Source organism: Aquirhabdus sp., assembly GCF_046462495.1.
Classification (GTDB): domain Bacteria; phylum Pseudomonadota; class Gammaproteobacteria; order Pseudomonadales; family Moraxellaceae; genus Aquirhabdus.
On record NZ_JBKGVE010000011.1, the window covers coordinates 40,447 to 57,431 of the forward strand.

General features: G+C 47.6%; 11 protein-coding genes. 5 read left to right on the top strand and 6 right to left on the bottom strand.

Features of this window, described 5'->3' with window-relative positions; all coding sequences use genetic code 11:
• Positions 1–31: 31 nt before the first annotated feature.
• Entirely contained in the window at positions 32–1,960 is a 1,929-nt protein-coding gene (gene htpG / locus ACLHG7_RS14245) for a molecular chaperone HtpG (RefSeq protein ID WP_410211665.1), read from the bottom strand.
• A 278-nt stretch (positions 1,961–2,238) separates the two neighbouring features.
• On the opposite strand from htpG, the gene trpS reads away from it, so the two are divergent.
• From trpS to acs, 5 genes are all read left to right on the top strand, one after another.
• Positions 2,239–3,261, top strand: a complete 1,023-nt coding sequence (gene trpS / locus ACLHG7_RS14250) for a tryptophan--tRNA ligase (protein WP_410211666.1) — start codon at positions 2,239–2,241, stop codon at positions 3,259–3,261.
• Positions 3,262–3,659: 398 nt separating this feature from the next.
• A complete protein-coding gene (locus tag ACLHG7_RS14255; protein ID WP_410211667.1) occupies positions 3,660–4,946 on the top strand; it encodes an MdtA/MuxA family multidrug efflux RND transporter periplasmic adaptor subunit in 1,287 nt (428 codons plus the stop codon).
• Between the two features lie 12 nt (positions 4,947–4,958).
• Positions 4,959–8,147, top strand: coding sequence for an MdtB/MuxB family multidrug efflux RND transporter permease subunit (locus tag ACLHG7_RS14260; protein WP_410211668.1), 3,189 nt, complete (start codon positions 4,959–4,961; stop codon positions 8,145–8,147).
• Positions 8,144–11,248: a multidrug efflux RND transporter permease subunit gene (locus ACLHG7_RS14265; protein ID WP_410211669.1), complete on the top strand. Its 3,105-nt coding sequence runs from the start codon at positions 8,144–8,146 to the stop codon at positions 11,246–11,248. Before ACLHG7_RS14260 ends, ACLHG7_RS14265 begins: the two co-directional genes overlap by 4 nt.
• 157 nt (positions 11,249–11,405) lie before the next feature.
• Complete coding sequence (gene acs / locus ACLHG7_RS14270; RefSeq protein ID WP_410211670.1) at positions 11,406–13,382, top strand: acetate--CoA ligase; 1,977 nt, start codon at positions 11,406–11,408, stop codon at positions 13,380–13,382.
• 157 nt (positions 13,383–13,539) lie between these two features.
• On the opposite strand, the gene nth is transcribed toward acs, so the two are convergent.
• The 5 genes from nth to rsfS form a co-directional block, all read right to left on the bottom strand.
• On the bottom strand, positions 13,540–14,199 hold the full coding sequence (nth, locus tag ACLHG7_RS14275; RefSeq protein WP_410211671.1) for an endonuclease III: 660 nt from the start codon (positions 14,197–14,199) through the stop codon (positions 13,540–13,542).
• A 10-nt stretch (positions 14,200–14,209) separates the two neighbouring features.
• Entirely contained in the window at positions 14,210–15,055 is an 846-nt protein-coding gene (locus ACLHG7_RS14280) for an RnfABCDGE type electron transport complex subunit B (protein WP_410211672.1), read from the bottom strand.
• 135 nt (positions 15,056–15,190) lie between these two features.
• Complete coding sequence (locus tag ACLHG7_RS14285; protein WP_410211673.1) at positions 15,191–15,970, bottom strand: DODA-type extradiol aromatic ring-opening family dioxygenase; 780 nt, start codon at positions 15,968–15,970, stop codon at positions 15,191–15,193.
• Positions 15,971–15,990: 20 nt separating this feature from the next.
• A complete protein-coding gene (gene rlmH, locus ACLHG7_RS14290; protein ID WP_410211674.1) occupies positions 15,991–16,470 on the bottom strand; it encodes a 23S rRNA (pseudouridine(1915)-N(3))-methyltransferase RlmH in 480 nt (159 codons plus the stop codon).
• Between the two features lie 118 nt (positions 16,471–16,588).
• On the bottom strand, positions 16,589–16,927 hold the full coding sequence (rsfS, locus tag ACLHG7_RS14295; RefSeq protein WP_114900707.1) for a ribosome silencing factor: 339 nt from the start codon (positions 16,925–16,927) through the stop codon (positions 16,589–16,591).
• Positions 16,928–16,985 lie beyond the last annotated feature (58 nt).

Genomic DNA, 16,985 nt, shown 5'->3' on the forward strand with positions numbered 1-16,985 from the left:
CGGCTTTTTTTATGGTCATAAGATGGCGATATTAAACCAGTAATGCACTTACGCGTTTGACATAAGCCGCTGGATCCTCAGGTAATCCACCTTCGGCCAATAATGCCTGATCAAATATGATATGGGCAAGATCATCAAAGTGAGTGGTTGAACCTTCCAGTTTTTTAACCAGCGCATGCTCGGGGTTGATTTCCAGAATGGGTTTGACGTCTGGGGCTTGTTGTCCCATTTGTTTTAGCATACGTGCTAATTGACTGGACATATCACCATCGGCACCAACCAAACAGGCAGGGCTATCAACAAGACGTGTCGTGACACGCACTTCTTGAGCTTTGTCTTTCAGTGATGCTGACAGTTTTTCAAGTAAAGGTTTGAAAGTTTCCGCAGCTTCTTCCGCAGCTTTCTTCTCATCTTCATCTTGCAGTTTGCCAAGATCAACCGCACCTTTTGCGACACTTTGCAGTGGGGTACCATCGAACTCATTGAGGAAGTTCAGTGCCCACTCATCGACACGGTCTGCCATGAGCAAAACTTCAATGCCCTTTTTCTTGAACAGTTCAAGTTGCGGACTATTTTTTGCAGCAGCAAGCGTTTCGGCAGTGATGTAGTAGATGGCATCTTGGCCCTCTTTCATACGTGCTTTGTAGTCAGCGAATGAAACGCTGGCTTCATCATGCGTGGTCGAGGCGAAGCGCAGTAATTTCGCGATTTTATCCTTATTGCTAAAGTCTTCACCTAAACCTTCTTTCAGTACCGAACCAAATTCTGCATAGAATTTACCGTATTTTTCTTGGTCAGCAGCGTCTGTGCTTGAGGACAGTGCATCGAGCATGGACAAAACGCGACGGGTATTACCTTCGCGAATGGCTTTGACATCACGGCTTTCTTGCAAGAGTTCACGACTGACGTTCAGTGGTAAGTCGGCGCTATCGATGACGCCTTTAATAAAGCGTAAGTACATTGGCATTAAGCTTTCGGCTTCATCCATGATGAACACGCGTTTGACATACAGTTTGATGCCAGTTTTGACATCGCGGCTGAATAAGTCATGTGGCGCTTTAGCTGGGATATAGAGTAACTGCGTATATTCAGTGCTGCCTTCGACGCGATTATGACTCCAACTCAGCGGCGCTTCTTGATCACGGCTGAGTTGTTTATAGAACTCAATGTATTGTTCTTCGGTGATGTCTTTTTTGTTGCGAGTCCATAGGGCGCTTGCGGAGTTGATGGTTTCCCATTCATCCGTTTTGACCATATGACCGGGTTCACCTTCGACTTCACTTTCTTGCCAGACTTCTTTTTGCATCAGGATTGGAAGGCTGATGTGGTCAGAGTATTTATTGATAATACTTTTTAGTTTCCAGCCATTTAAATATTCCAGTGCGTCTTCGCGTAGATGCAGCGTAATGCTGGTGCCGCGTGCAGCACGGTCAATAGTTTCAACATCAAAATCACCCGTTCCACCACTGACCCAGCGCACCCCTTCGGCATGACTTAAACCCGCACGACGTGACTCGACAGTGATTTTGTCCGCTACGATAAATCCGGAGTAGAAACCAACGCCAAACTGACCAATCAACTGTGCATCCGATTTTTGATCACCGCTGAGTTTGCTGACGAAGTCACGTGTGCCGCTTTTAGCGATAGTTCCTAAATTGTCGATCGCTTCTTGCTGGCTTAAACCAATGCCATTGTCGGTAATGGTGATGGTTTTGGCTTCAGTATCAAATGACACGCGTACAGAAAGGTTCGGTGCATCTTCAAACAGTGCAGCATTATTAATGCCTTCAAAACGCAGTTTGTCGCAGGCGTCAGACGCGTTTGAAACCAGCTCGCGCAGGAAAATTTCTGGGTTGGAGTAGAGAGAATGGGTTACTAAATGCAGTAATTGAGCGACTTCAGCCTGAAAACTGTAGCTCTTACTTTTATTGGAAGGAGTAGTTTCGTTTGACGTATCCATTGAACGACCTCTTTTAAGTAGTGTTGACATCAATCTGGGGTGCCTGAGCACCCGCTTTAAATTTGAGTTGTTATAAGGGTGGGGCTGGTTGTGATGTTTTCAAGCTTTAGCAGAGTAAACTGTTTATTTTCTCTATAAAAACGATAGGGCTAAAGAGATCGTTGTATAAAGCATGCGAGACAATCAACAGAAATGCTGAGGACTAGTTATCGCCTTCGCTTCGAGTTCAGGCTACACTTGCCAGACTTGAAATTTGATAGATAAAGATCCGACTTTCCATGACCAATACAGCAAGCAAAACCCGTGTCCTTACGGGTATTACCACCACGGGTACTCCTCATCTCGGTAATTATGTCGGCGCTATCCGCCCGGCAATTCAAGCCAGTCTTGATCCCAATGTTCAGTCTTACTATTTCATGGCAGATTTGCATGCCTTAATCAAAAGCCAAGACCCCGCACGTGTACAGCAGTCACGCCTAGAGATTGCTGCAACTTGGTTGGCATTAGGTTTAAATACCGATAATGCCATTTTTTATCGTCAATCTGATGTGATTGAGACGACAGAGCTGATGTGGTTACTGTCGTGTGTCTGTGATAAAGGTCGTATGAACCGCGCGCATGCTTATAAAGCGGCTGTTGCAGACAATCAGGCCGAAGGGCAGGATGACGATAAGGGCGTCACCATGGGTCTATTTGGCTATCCAGTGCTAATGGCAGCCGATATCCTGCTGTTTAACGCGCATAAAGTTCCTGTTGGCCGTGATCAGATTCAACACATCGAAATGGCACGTGATATTGCTACGCGTTTTAATTACTTATTTAAAGAGGAGTTTTTTACGCTCCCTGAAGCCGTTGTCGATGAAACGACCGATGTTCTCGTGGGACTTGATGGCCGTAAAATGTCTAAAAGCTATAACAATACCATTCCACTGTTTTCGACCGAAAAAGAATTGTTGAAGCTTGTGCGTAAGATTACAACCAACTCCCTTGAACCGGGTGAGCCAAAAGATCCCGATACCTGTTCTCTATTCGAGATTTATTCTGCATTTGCAACAGCGGAAGAAACTGCAGCAATGCGTGTGAAATATTTCGAAGGGATAGGCTGGGGTGCAGCCAAAAACGAATTGTTTGAATATCTCAATGGTGTCTTGACTGAGCCGCGTGCTCGCTATACCGAGCTGATGCAAAATCCTGCTTATATTGAGCAAGTCCTTACTCGCGGTGCAGAGCGCGCTCGTGATGAAGCTACGCCGTTTATGGCTCGTCTACGTAAGGCTGTGGGGTTAGGTCGCTTTGCATAAACATCGAGCGTAAAATTTCGCTTAATGTTGTTACTTACAATAATGATTAAGGCTTGATATTACATAACATTAAGCCTTCTCCATATTTTCTGCTGATTGTGTTGTCATGATTGGCAGATGATATATCTTGTTTGAAGTTTTGTGTGCTCTGCATGGAGCGCGTTCTTTCTCCCGTACTTCATGAGTACAAGAGACCTCTTTTTTTCTTAAGTGCTTATTGTCATATTGAATTGATAAAATAGTGTAAAACGAGTTTATATTCAGGATTGCACTATTTTTAAAGAATTTTTATTGTGGCCTGCTTCTTTTTTTTGCCATATTTCTTTCGATTTGATTGCTAAGCATAAGAACTGTTTTATTCTAAATTTTTGACCCAACCGATTTTAATTGGACTTATTATGTCTACTGAACCACAGCCAAATTCTCCATCGAATCTCCCTCCAAAAGCCTCACAGCCTGCTTGGAAAAGATGGGCTAAATGGGCATTGTTTGTCCTGATCGTAGTGCTGATTATTGGCTTCACTTGGCGCCATTTTCATCCTGCGGGAGCCGCAAATAAAGCCGCAGGTGGTCAAGGCAAACGGGGTGGGCCAGGCATGAATCAACCGATGCCGGTACAAACAAAGGTTTTGGCCGCTGGTGATTTGAATGTGTATATCGAAGCATTGGGCAGTGTGGTTCCTAGGAGCTCTGTGACGGTACATCCTCGCGTGGATGGTGAGTTGGTTTCGGTTAATTTTAACGAAGGTCAGATCGTCAAAAAAGGGGATTTACTGCTGCAAATTGATCCGCGTCCTTATCAGGTTGCTTTGACCCAAGCCGAAGGTCAACTCGCTCGTGATCAAGCGCAATTGGTCAGTGCGCGTCAGGATTTGGTACGTTATCAGTCATTGGTTAAACAGGGCTCTGTATCACAACAGCAAGTTGATCAACAACAAGCCTTAGTCAAACAATATGAGGGTACGGTTAAATCGGATCAGGGCCAAGTGGATAGTGCTCGTTTGAATTTGACTTATTCCCGTGTTACAGCACCAGTTAGTGGTCGTCTAGGTTTACGCCAAGTGGATGTGGGTAATATCGTTCATGCCTCAGATGCGAATGGTGTGGTGGTGATCAATCAATTTCAGCCCATCAACGTGACCTATTCGATCCCCGAAGACAATGTACAGAGCGTCTTAAAACAAGTTCATAGTGGAAAAACACTGAGCGTTGATGCCTTGGATCGTGCTCAGAAAAATAAGTTAGATAGTGGCATCCTTAAAAGTTTAGACAATGGCATCGATGCCACGACAGGCACATTAAAACTCAAAGCTGAGTTTGCCAATACCTCAGAAAATCTATATCCCAATCAATTTGTGAATGTTCGCATGCTGGTTGAGACACAGCATGATGTGACGCTACTGCCTTCTGCCGCGATTCAGCGCGGGGCCAAAGGGACTTTTGTTTTTGTAGTGAATGCGGACAGTACTGTAGAAGCCCGTCCTGTAACCCTCGGCTCAGTGGATGGTGACAATACCGGCGTGATTAGCGGCGTGAAAGCTGGTGAACAGGTGGTGTTTGACGGTGCGGACAAGCTGAAGGATGGTGGCAAGGTTAAAGTTATCCAGCCCCAGGCTGAAGGGGCGGCTCAAAGCGCAGCGGGTAGTGGCGCGCATCACGGTCATCGCCATCAGACAGCCTCGTAGTCGGAGGCTGATATGAATCCATCACGCATATTTATCTTACGTCCCGTAGCGACGTCCCTGTTGATGCTTGCGATTTTACTCGCAGGCTTCATGGCCTATCGTTTATTGCCGATTTCTGCGTTACCGGAAGTCGATTATCCGACGATTCAAGTGGTGACCTTATATCCAGGTGCAAGCCCGGACGTCACAACGTCCTCAATTACAGCACCGCTTGAGCGCCAATTTGGACAAATGCCCGGCTTAAAACAGATGTCATCGACCAGTTCAGGCGGTGCATCGGTGATTACCTTGCAGTTCGATTTGTCTTTGAGTCTTGATATTGCTGAGCAGGAAGTACAGGCAGCGATTAATGCGGGTAACAATTTACTGCCTACTGATCTGCCCATGCCGCCGATTTACAGTAAAGTTAATCCAGCCGATACGCCGATTCTCACCATTGCGATTTCATCAAAAACGCTAACCTTGCCGCAAGTTGAGGACATGGTCGATACGCGTTTGGCCCAGAAGATCTCACAGATTCCAGGTGTGGGCTTGGTGAGTATATCGGGTGGGCAGCGTCCTGCTGTTCGTATTCAAGCCAATCCGACCGCACTGGCTTCTTATGGTTTGAATATCGATGATGTGCGTACTGCGATTGGAAATGCCAATACCAATCAGGCCAAAGGGAGCTTTGATGGGCCAATGCGGGCCTCTACAATTGACGCCAATGATCAACTCAAATCAGCGGAAGAGTATAAAAATCTCGTCCTTGCATATCGTAATGGCGCACCGGTGCGTTTATCTGATGTCGCGGATACGATAGATGGTGCTGAAAATACGCATCTCGCTGCATGGGCCAATAAGACGCCAGCCATGATCTTAAACATTCAACGTCAGCCCGGTGCTAATGTGATTGATGTGGTTGATCGGATCAATCAATTACTGCCTCAGCTCAAGCAAGGCCTGCCACAGTCACTGGATGTTGAAGTCCTAACCGATCGAACCACGACTATTCGCGCCTCAGTCACGGATACGTTGTTTGAGTTGATGTTGGCTGTTGTGCTCGTGGTCATGGTGATTTTTGTTTTTTTAAGAAGCGTTTCAGCGACTATTATTCCCAGTATTGCAGTGCCTTTGTCCTTGATCGGCACCTTTGGTGTCATGTATCTGGCAGGTTTTTCCATTAATAACCTGACCTTAATGGCGCTAACGATTGCAACAGGGTTTGTGGTCGATGATGCTATTGTGATGATCGAAAATATTTCGCGTTATATTGAAGAGGGCGATACGCCGCTTGAAGCCGCGCTCAAAGGTTCCAAGCAAATTGGTTTTACGATTATTTCTCTGACCATTTCCCTGATAGCGGTTTTGATTCCATTGCTTTTTATGGGTGATGTGGTCGGACGTTTATTCCGTGAGTTTGCGATTACCCTTGCGGTAGCGATTTTAATTTCAGCGGTTGTCTCACTGACACTGACACCCATGATGTGTGCCAAGCTGCTCCGTCATGTGCCGGAAGCGGAGCAGGGGCGTTTCTATCATGCCAGTGGGCGTTTCTTTGATCGGATAATTGCTCGTTACGGCAAGATGTTGACTTGGGTGCTGGACCGCCAAGGGCTCACGCTGATTGTCGCAACGGTCACCGTGTTGATTACTGTATTGCTGTATGTGGTAGTGCCCAAAGGATTCTTCCCGCTACAGGATACAGGCGTCATCCAAGGTATTTCTGATGCGACGCAGTCTATTTCTTTTGAAGGAATGGCAGAACGGCAGCAGGCTCTGGCGGATGTAGTCCTCAAAGACCCAGCGGTAGACAGCCTGACTTCATTTATTGGTGTCGATGGTACCAATACCTCTCTCAACAGTGGTCGGATGCTGATTAATCTGAAACCGCACGGTACGCGTGATTCTGCATCGGATGTGATCCGTCGCCTGCAACCTAAAATTGCTGAGGTTTCGGGCATTACCTTATTTATGCAGCCCGTACAGGATTTGACCATCGAAGATCGGGTGAGTCGGACACAGTATCAGTTCACGTTGCAGGATGCGGATCCGGCAGAGCTTGCGACGTGGGTGCCTAAGCTGGTTGATCGTTTAAGCCAGATCCCAGAACTGGCTGACGTGGCAAGCGATCAGCAAAACAAAGGCTTACAAGCGTATATCGATATTGATCGTGATGCGGCAGGGCGTTTGGGGATTACCCCGGCAACCATTGATAGTGCGCTGTATAGTGCTTATGGGCAGCGTCTAGTCTCGACGATTTTTACTCAGTCGAATCAGTATCGTGTCGTGCTTGAAGTTAAGCCTGAATTCCGAAACGGTCCCATTTCACTCAATGATCTGTATGTGACTGCGAATACCACGACCACATCAAATCTATCCGCCTCATCGGGAAGTACAGGGACCACCAGTACGACAACCAGTGTATCGAGTCGTCAAGTGCCTTTGTCTACGGTTGCCCACGTGGTGGAGCAGCCTAGTTCTTTGGTTATTAACCATTTGGGTCAGTTCCCAGCGAATACAATCTCATTCAATTTAGCCAAGGGCGCATCCCTTGGGGACGCCGTCAAAGCAATTGAAGCCGCTGAGAAAGAGATTGCTATGCCAAGTAGCATTCAAACTGAATTTCAAGGCGCAGCGCTGGCTTTTCAGGCCGCACTCTCCAATCAATTGTGGCTGATTCTTGCTGCTATTGTGGTGATGTATATCGTGCTTGGCGTATTGTATGAAAGCTACATCCATCCTGTGACTATTCTTTCGACATTGCCTTCAGCGGGGATTGGTGCGCTGTTAGCATTATTATTATCGGGGACAGACTTAAGCGTCATTGCCATTATTGGCGTGATTCTGTTGATCGGTATTGTCAAAAAGAACGCAATTATGATGATCGACTTTGCCGTCGAGGCTGAGCGTGTCGAGGGGAAATCCCCGCGAGAGGCGATCTATCAAGCGTGTTTATTACGTTTCCGTCCTATCCTGATGACGACTTTAGCTGCATTGCTTGGTGCATTGCCACTGATGATTGGTAGTGGTGTGGGGTCCGAATTACGTCATCCACTTGGGATTACCATGGTTGGTGGTCTGCTGGTGAGTCAAGTGTTGACCTTGTTTACGACCCCGGTGATCTATCTGACCTTTGAGCGCGCTCGCTTACGTGTTGTCGCATGGCGTGAGAAACGATCAAATGCTCAGGCACGTTCATCAGGCGGCAGTGCGTTATGAGTTTTTCAGCGATTTTTATCAAGCGGGCAGTGGCAACCACACTGCTGAGCTTCGGCATCGCATTGTCGGGGATCGTGGCATTTAATTTGCTACCTGTCTCACCGCTGCCACAGGTCGATTATCCGACCATTTCTGTGCAGGCGTCCTTGCCCGGTGCATCGCCTGAAACCATGGCTTCAACGGTTGCGACCCCGCTAGAGCGATCACTTGGGCGGATTGCGGGTATCACGGAAATGACATCGAGCAGTTCACTGGGTTCAACCCGTGTGACACTGCAATTTGATCTCAATCGTGATATCGATGGTGCCGCACGTGATGTGCAAGCGGCGATTAATGCTGCACGTAGCTTACTGCCTTCTGGGATGCCGAGTAACCCAAGCTATCGGAAGGTAAATCCGGCCGATGCGCCGGTCATGATTTTGGCGCTGACCTCAAAAACCATGAGCCAAGGTCAGATGTATGATGCGGCATCCACGATCCTTGCGCAAAAGATCGCTCAAGTTCAGGGGGTGGGGCAGGTGAGTGTGGGCGGGAGTTCACTGCCGGCCGTGCGGGTAGAGCTTAATCCAACGGCGCTGAATAAATATGGTATTGCGCTTGAAACTGTTCGTACGACACTCGCAGGTGCCAATGCCAATCGCCCCAAGGGTTCACTGGAAAAGGGAGATCAGCATTGGCAGATCTATGCCAGTGATCAAGCCAAGACTGCCCAAGAATATATTCCCCTGATCATCAGCTATAACAATGGCAATGCGGTTCGGCTATCAGACGTTGCTTCCGTTACGGACTCTGTTGAAAATATCCGCAATGCGGGGATGTCTGCAGGTGAACCCTCAGTGTTGGTGATTATTAATCGCCAACCGGGTGCAAACATTCTAGAGACGGTACAACGTATCCGGGATTTGTTGCCACAAATGCAGGCGTCGATGCCTGCCGCAATTGACGTCAAAGTTGCCAATGACCGCACACCGACCATTCGTGCTTCGCTAGAGAGTGTTGAGGAGACGCTGATTATCTCGATTGGTCTGGTGATCATGGTGGTCTTCATATTCCTGCGTAATGGTCGTGCAACTTTAATTCCCAGCATGGCTGTGCCCATTTCATTGCTGGGAACCTTTAGCATTATGTATATGGCAGGGTTTAGTCTGAATAACCTGTCACTCATGGCGTTGACGGTTGCCACTGGTTTTGTGGTGGATGATGCGATTGTGGTTCTGGAAAACATTACCCGTCATATCGAAGAGGGGATGGAACCGATGGCGGCTGCCTTACAAGGCGCCCGTGAAGTCAGCTTCACCGTGGTTTCGATGAGCATTTCCTTGATTGCCGTATTTATTCCTATTCTGATGATGGGCGGCATCATTGGTCGGCTTTTTCATGAGTTTGCTGTGACGTTATCGGCTGCGATCTTGGTCTCACTCGTCGTGTCGCTCACACTGACACCGATGATGTGCTCAAGGCTGTTACGTCCAATTAAGGAAAAGAAGCCAAATGGTAAGCTTTTTCAGGCCAGTGAAAATTTCTTTAACTATCTGCTAGATGGCTATCGCAGGTCTTTGGCATGGGCGCTTGTGCACCGTGGCATTATGCTGTTGATCTTACTCATTACTGTCGGTTTGAATGTCTATCTCTACGTGATTGTGCCTAAAGGCTTCTTTCCTCAGCAAGACACAGGACGATTGATGGGGCAGATTCAAGGGGATCAGAGTATCTCGTTTCAGGCCATGCGTCAGAAACTACAAGACTTCATGTTGATCGTCAAAAAAGATCCGGATGTAGATACGGTGGTCGGTTTTACCGGTGGTGGTCAGGTGAATGGCGGCAATATGTTTATTGCCTTAAAGCCGCTGTCCGAGCGCACCGATAATGCGGATGCTGTAATCGCACGCTTGCGCAAGAAACTTGCTCATGAGCCGGGTGCGACATTATTTTTGCAAGCGGTGCAAGATATTCGAGTGGGTGGACGAGCAAGTCAAGCGCAGTATCAATACACCTTACAAGCGGATGATATTGCGACCTTGAATGAGTGGGCGCCGAAGATCCAAGCCGAATTGGCAAAGTCTCCAGTGCTTGCCGATGTCAACACGGATCAGCAAGGAAAGGGTTCACAAACGACGCTGGTGATGAATCGTGATGAACTTGCACGGCTTAATTTGACCGTTTCACAGGTTGATTCCACACTCAATGATGCATTTGGTCAACGACAGGTATCGACCATTTATATGCCATTGAATCAGTATCATGTAGTCATGGAGGTTGCGCCGGAGTATTGGCAAAGCCCTGAGGCCTTGAAAAGCATTTACATGATTACGTCATCAGGCAAGCAGGTTCCTCTGTCTGCTGTGGCCCATTATGAACCGACATTTACTTCGCTTACCGTAAATCACCAAGGCCAGTTTGTTGCCACAACCATTTCGTTCAACTTACCTCAAGGCAAATCGTTATCGGATGCAACAGCAGTGATTAACGATACGATGGCGCGTTTAGGTGTTCCCACATCGGTTCATGGCAGTTTTCAGGGCAATGCCAAAGCATTTCAGGATTCTCTCAATTCTCAGCCGATGTTGATCTTGGCGGCATTACTCACGATGTATATCGTGCTTGGCGTATTGTATGAGAGCTATATTCATCCGATTACAATTTTGTCGACGCTCCCCTCAGCGGGCGTTGGGGCATTATTAGCACTCATGCTCTTCAACACTGAATTTAGCATTATTGCCTTAATCGCAATTCTGCTTTTGATCGGGATTGTGAAGAAAAATGCCATCATGATGATCGATTTTGCATTGCAGGCACAGCGCCAGCAAGGCTTAAGTGCGCGGGATGCGATTTATGAGGCCTGTCAGTTACGCTTTAGGCCGATCATGATGACAACCATGGCCGCGATGCTCGGGGCGGTCCCTCTTGCGCTTGGTCATGGTGATGGTGCAGAGATGCGTCAGCCACTGGGTATTGCGATTGTCGGTGGTTTAATTTTGAGTCAGCTTTTGACCCTGTATACCACGCCCATTGTATTTATTGGCATGGATAGTATTCGTCAGCGTGTGCTACGTTGGCGTGGGCAGTCCGATGTGCCTCCAAAATTGGCAAATCCGCACTAGTTTAATGGGCTAAGTCATTCAAATTGTCAGTTTTTGCGACTGCTGTTGAGTTATTGTTATGTCATGATGTCTTATTATTGGGCACGCCATTCAGCGTGCTTTTTTATGGTAATTTATAACCAATTGATAACGACTCGTCGACAAGGGATATTTAACAATGACAGCCGTCAGCAGCACAGCCAATACTGAAAGCCATGCCTCCGTACTTCATGAAAACCGCGTATTTCCACCTAGCGCGGCATATCTTGCCCAAACAACGCTTGATGCCGATACCTTTGCCCAACTCAAGCGTGAAGCTGATCTTGATCTGGATGCATTTTGGAGTCATCGCGCACGTGAGTTACTGACTTGGGAGAAGCCTTTTACCCAAGGTTTGGATGAAACGCAGGCCCCTTTTTATCAGTGGTTTGCCGACGGCACACTTAATGTCTCTTTCAATTGCCTGGATCGTCATCTGGGGACACAAGCGGATAAAGTCGCTTTAATCGCGGAAGCGGATGATGGTTCTGCCGAATATATTACTTATCAAACACTCTATGAGCGTGTTTGCCTATTTGCCAATGGTCTTAAGTCTTTGGGCGTGGTTGCTGGCGATCGGGTCATTATCTATATGCCCATGGTGGCCAATGCTGTGGTTGCCATGCAAGCCTGCGCGCGACTAGGGGCCATCCATTCTGTGGTCTTTGGGGGATTTTCCTCCAAAAGTCTTGCAGAGCGCATTATTGATGCGGAAGCCAAAGTAGTCATTACGGCCAATGTTGGCTATCGAGGCGGTAAACCCATCGAGCTGAAGAAGACCGTCGATGAGGCTGTCGCACAGTCCAATCATTTGGTTGAGCATGTGGTTGTCTGGGCGCGTGATCAAACCGAGACAGTCATGCAGGCACGCGATATCTGGTGGCATGATTTAACCGCACAACAAACGACAGATTGTCCGCCGGTGTGGGTCTCTGCTGAGCATCCCTTATTTATTTTATACACATCAGGTTCAACGGGTAAGCCTAAAGGCGTACAGCACTCTAGTGCCGGTTATTTGCTTGGCGCATTGCAAAGCTTTAAATGGACTTTTGATCAGCAGCCCAATGACGTATTTTGGTGTACGGCAGATGTGGGCTGGATTACTGGCCATAGCTATGTTGCCTATGGGCCATTGGCAGCGGGTGCCACTCAGGTGGTTTTTGAAGGGGTTCCGACTTTTCCGGATGCTTCAAGATTTTGGCAGATGATTGAGAAGCACAAAGTTTCGATCTTCTACACCGCACCGACAGCAATTCGCTCACTGATTAAATTAGGTGCAGATTTACCTACGAAGCACGATCTATCTTCGCTGCGTTTGCTGGGAAGTGTGGGGGAACCGATTAACCCCGAAGCATGGATCTGGTACTACAACGTGGTTGGTGGTGCTCGTTGTCCCATTGTGGACACTTGGTGGCAGACTGAAACCGGAAGTCAAATGTTGACGCCATTACCGGGAGCTGTTGCGACCAAACCCGGTTCTTGCGCGTTCCCATTGCCAGGGTTGTCGATCAATATTCTGGATGAAGTCTTACAGCCAACGGCACCCCGTGAAGCTGGTACGTTGGTCATTGAACGCCCATTTCCTTCGATGGTGCGGACATTGTGGCGTGATCCTGAGCGTTTTAAAACGGCCTATTTCCCTGAGGAATTTGGCGGACGCTATGTCGCAGGCGATAGCGCTATGCGCGATGAGGACGGTTATTTCTGGATTCTAGGTCGTACCGATGACGTATTGAATGTTTCTGGTCATCGCTTAGGAACAATGGAAATAGAGTCGGCTCTCGTGGCCAATCCTCTTGTGGCTGAAGCGGCTGTTGTGGGGCGTCCTGATGAGGTGACAGGCGAGGCGGTTGTTGCCTTTGTGACGCTGAAAGGCGAGCGCCCTACGGGTGATGCTGCCCTTGAAATGATCAAGACCCTGAAAGCCTTTGTCGGTCAGGAGATTGGTGCGATTGCTCGTCCTGCGGATATACGTTTCAGTGATGCCTTACCCAAGACGCGCAGTGGCAAAATCATGCGCCGTTTATTGCGTTCTATTGCACGCGGTGATGCGATTACGCAGGATATTTCTACACTGGAAAATCCAGCGATTATCAAGCAACTGCAAGAAGGCTAATCCATTATAAGTAAGGCCTGTAGTCAATTATTTTGACTACAGGCCTTATTGTTTCTACTTAATGACTTGGTTCTATGATTTCTTTATTGACCAAAAAGTTCCTGCTACAGGGGGGCTTGATTGTCAGGTGTTACATGTTACAGAGGGTGAATAAGGTTTATGATTCAATAGGATTAGAAACCCCATAATCAAATCGTTCTTTCCAGTCACACAAATCACTGACTATACATTCGCCACAGAGCGGGGATCGAGCTTTACAGGTATAGCGACCGTGTAGAATGAGCCAATGATGTGCATCCATGATGTAGTGCTTGGGAATGACTTTGATGAGCTTATCTTCAACCACCTCGACGGTTTTGCCTGGAGCAAGCGTAGTGCGGTTACTAACTCGAAAGATATGTGTATCGACAGCCATTGTCGGTTGTCCAAAGTAGGTGTTGAGGACTACGTTGGCGGTTTTACGTCCGACACCCGGAAGTTCTTCAAGCCCCTCGCGTGTATTGGGAACTTCGCCTTGATACTTATCGACCAAGATTTGACAGGTTTTGATGATATTGACGGCTTTGGTATTAAACAGTCCAATTGTTTTTATATAGGTTTTGAGTGTGTCCAACCCCATGTCCAAAATAGCTTGAGGGGTATTAGCGACAGGGTAGAGGATTGCTGTCGCTTTATTGACCCCGACATCCGTGGCTTGGGCAGACAGCAAAACGGCAATCAATAATTCAAAGGCAGTGGTGTATTCAAGCTCGGTGCGTGGTTCGGGACGTTGAGCTTTGAGTCGTGCAAAAAATTCTTCAATATTGGCTTTTTTCATGATGTGGTACTCATGTCGATTCTTGAGTAAGCTGACTGAGCTTGGTTTGTAGTTGGATTAAATCGGATTTTTTCTTCTCATCATTGGGCATGATGCTGAGTTGCTTCTCCAGTTTTTTGATCTGGCTACGCAGGGTTGCGAGCTGAATTTGAGTGATTGGATCAGGTGCAATGGATGACGTGTTGCTGTCAGTCGATAACGTTTCAGTAGATACAATGTGCTCTTTTACAGCAGACACTTCGGCATTTGAAACAATACTCGGTAAGATTGCATTTTGATTGGCGAATCTTGAGGCGGATAATTTGATGGATTGCTTTGCAGTTTCACGGAGCTGTTTGGCCGTAAAGCGCTGACGTAAATCAACTTGCTCTTGTTTGAATTCTTGATCACGCAACTCTATTAACGCACTGCCTTGGTATGCACTGAGATCAACAGGAATAATATCGATGCAATCGACAGGACACGGCGGTAGACAAAGCTCGCAGCCTGTACATAAGTCAGTGAGCACCGTATGCATCATTTTTCCTGAACCCAGAATGGCATCGACCGGACAAGCATCAATACATTTGGTGCAGCCGATGCATTCATCTGCACGAATGACAGCGCGTACTGCTTGCGGGCGACCATCTTCAAGCAGGGGGTAACTGCCTAAAGCCACGGGTTCAATGGGGCGATTGGTCAATGCCGCTAGGGTCTTGACCATGGGATCACCACCGGGCACGCAGAGATTAATCGCTTCGCCTTTTACGACCGCTTCAGCATAAGGCAGGCATCCGGGCGTGCCACATTGCGCACATTGCCATTGTGGTAGTGCGGCATCAATAAGGGCAATGAGCTGAAGTTGGTCGGCGTGCATGAGGGTTCGTTGAGCCTATGGTTAAGCGGTGCATGTTATTTAAGGTGGAGTATTTTAACGAGTTCAGCTTTGAACGGGGGATTATTTTACAAGTGGACATTTTGGTGAGTTGCTTTTTTTGCATCACTATCGGATTTAATCAAAGCGATAAATATCCATGCCCAGTGACCCCATAGAGAAACTGGAGTGCACTACATTAAAACGCTCGCCCGCACCCATGGTGAAAAATAAAGGTAAAAGGTGTTCATCCGTAGGATGGTTTTGCTTGGCATAGGGCGCTTCATTTCTCCAGTTTAAGACCTCATCATAGCTGTGAGAGCCGAGTTTTTGAATCATCCAGTTTTTAAAATTTTTAGCCCAATCTTCAGGCATTGCATGAGGATCACGGAAAGACAAAGCCCGTAGGTTATGCGTGATGCTACCTGAGCCAATCAATAAAATTTGCTGCCCACGTAGACTGATTAAGGCTCTGCCTAGATCACGCAGTTGTGCCGGACTGTAGTGGGTTGGAATAGAAATCTGTACGACGGGGATATTAGCATCAGGGTATAAATGCCGTAGTGGTGCCCAGACGCCGTGATCGCGAGGACGTAGCGCATTACCGTGAGCAGTAATCCCTGCTAAATCCAAAATATGAATAATCCGCTCAGCAAGCGCTGGGCTTCCTGCCGCAGGGTAGCGAATTTGATAGAGCTCCGGTGGAAAACCGCTAAAGTCGTGCCAGGTTTCAGGACGCATGGCCGTCGAGATTTCCAGAGTATCGCTAAGCCAATGAGCAGATACGACCACTATGGCATTGGGCTGTGGTAAATTATTGGACAGTCGAAACATGGCATCACTGGCCTGCCCAGCATCGACCGCCATCATGGGCGAACCGTGTGAGATAAAAAGGGCGGGAAGTGTTGCGTAAGTCATAATGGGGGTGATCTCAGCAGTTAAGCGCGATGATAAGGATGACCATTATTGATACTCATGGCGCGATAGAGTTGTTCGATCATGATCACGCGAACCAGAGGGTGAGGGAGGGTGAGTGGTGATAATGACCAATGCCATTCAGCTTTTTGTCGCACTTCGTCAGATAGTCCATCGGGACCACCAACAGCTAGGGCAATATCTAAACCATCGAGCATCCAGCTTTGCATTGTCGTCGCAAGTTTCTCCGTGGTCAGATTGCGTCCACCCACTTCAAGCGCAATCAGACGCTCTCTAGGCTGCAAACTGCTCAGAATCGCTTGACCCTCAATTTGGCAATACTTGTGTATCTCTGCGGCTGAGTCGGATTTTCCACGTTTTGCCATGGGCAATTCGACCAATTGCACGGTGATGAGTGGCTGCACGCGCTTAAAATAATCATCAAAACCCGTTTGGACCCAGTCTGGCATCTTTTGACCAATAGTGAGTAAGCGAATTTTCATGGATATTCTCTTGTAAGGAATCTTTTGAATTGAAGAGGCAATATAAAACAATACGAGCCGCGTGTGCGGCTCGTATGACAATCAATGTTTGATATCAGCGATTAAGATTACGCTTTGATTAGGCTTTAGGTTTCCAAAGACTCTCGAGGTCGTAGAATGTGCGTGCAGTAGGCAGCATCACATGAACGACAACTAGGCCGAAGTCGACTAGAATCCACTCAGCATCACGCTCACCTTCCATGCCGATTGGTCGGAAGCCTGCTTTTTTGCATTCTTCAGAGACATTGTTGGCCAATGCTTTCACATGACGAGTCGATGTGCCGCTGGCAATAACCAATACATCAGACACATTGCTGATGCCTTGGACATCCAATTCAACGACATTCTGTGCTTTGACATCTGCCAGAGCGAGACGAACAACCTCAAGGCAAGCCGCTACTTCTTGTGCGCTTGTCATTGAAGAATTTTGGTTTGCAGTATTTGTTGCAGGTGCTGCAGACTCATTTAAGGTGCGA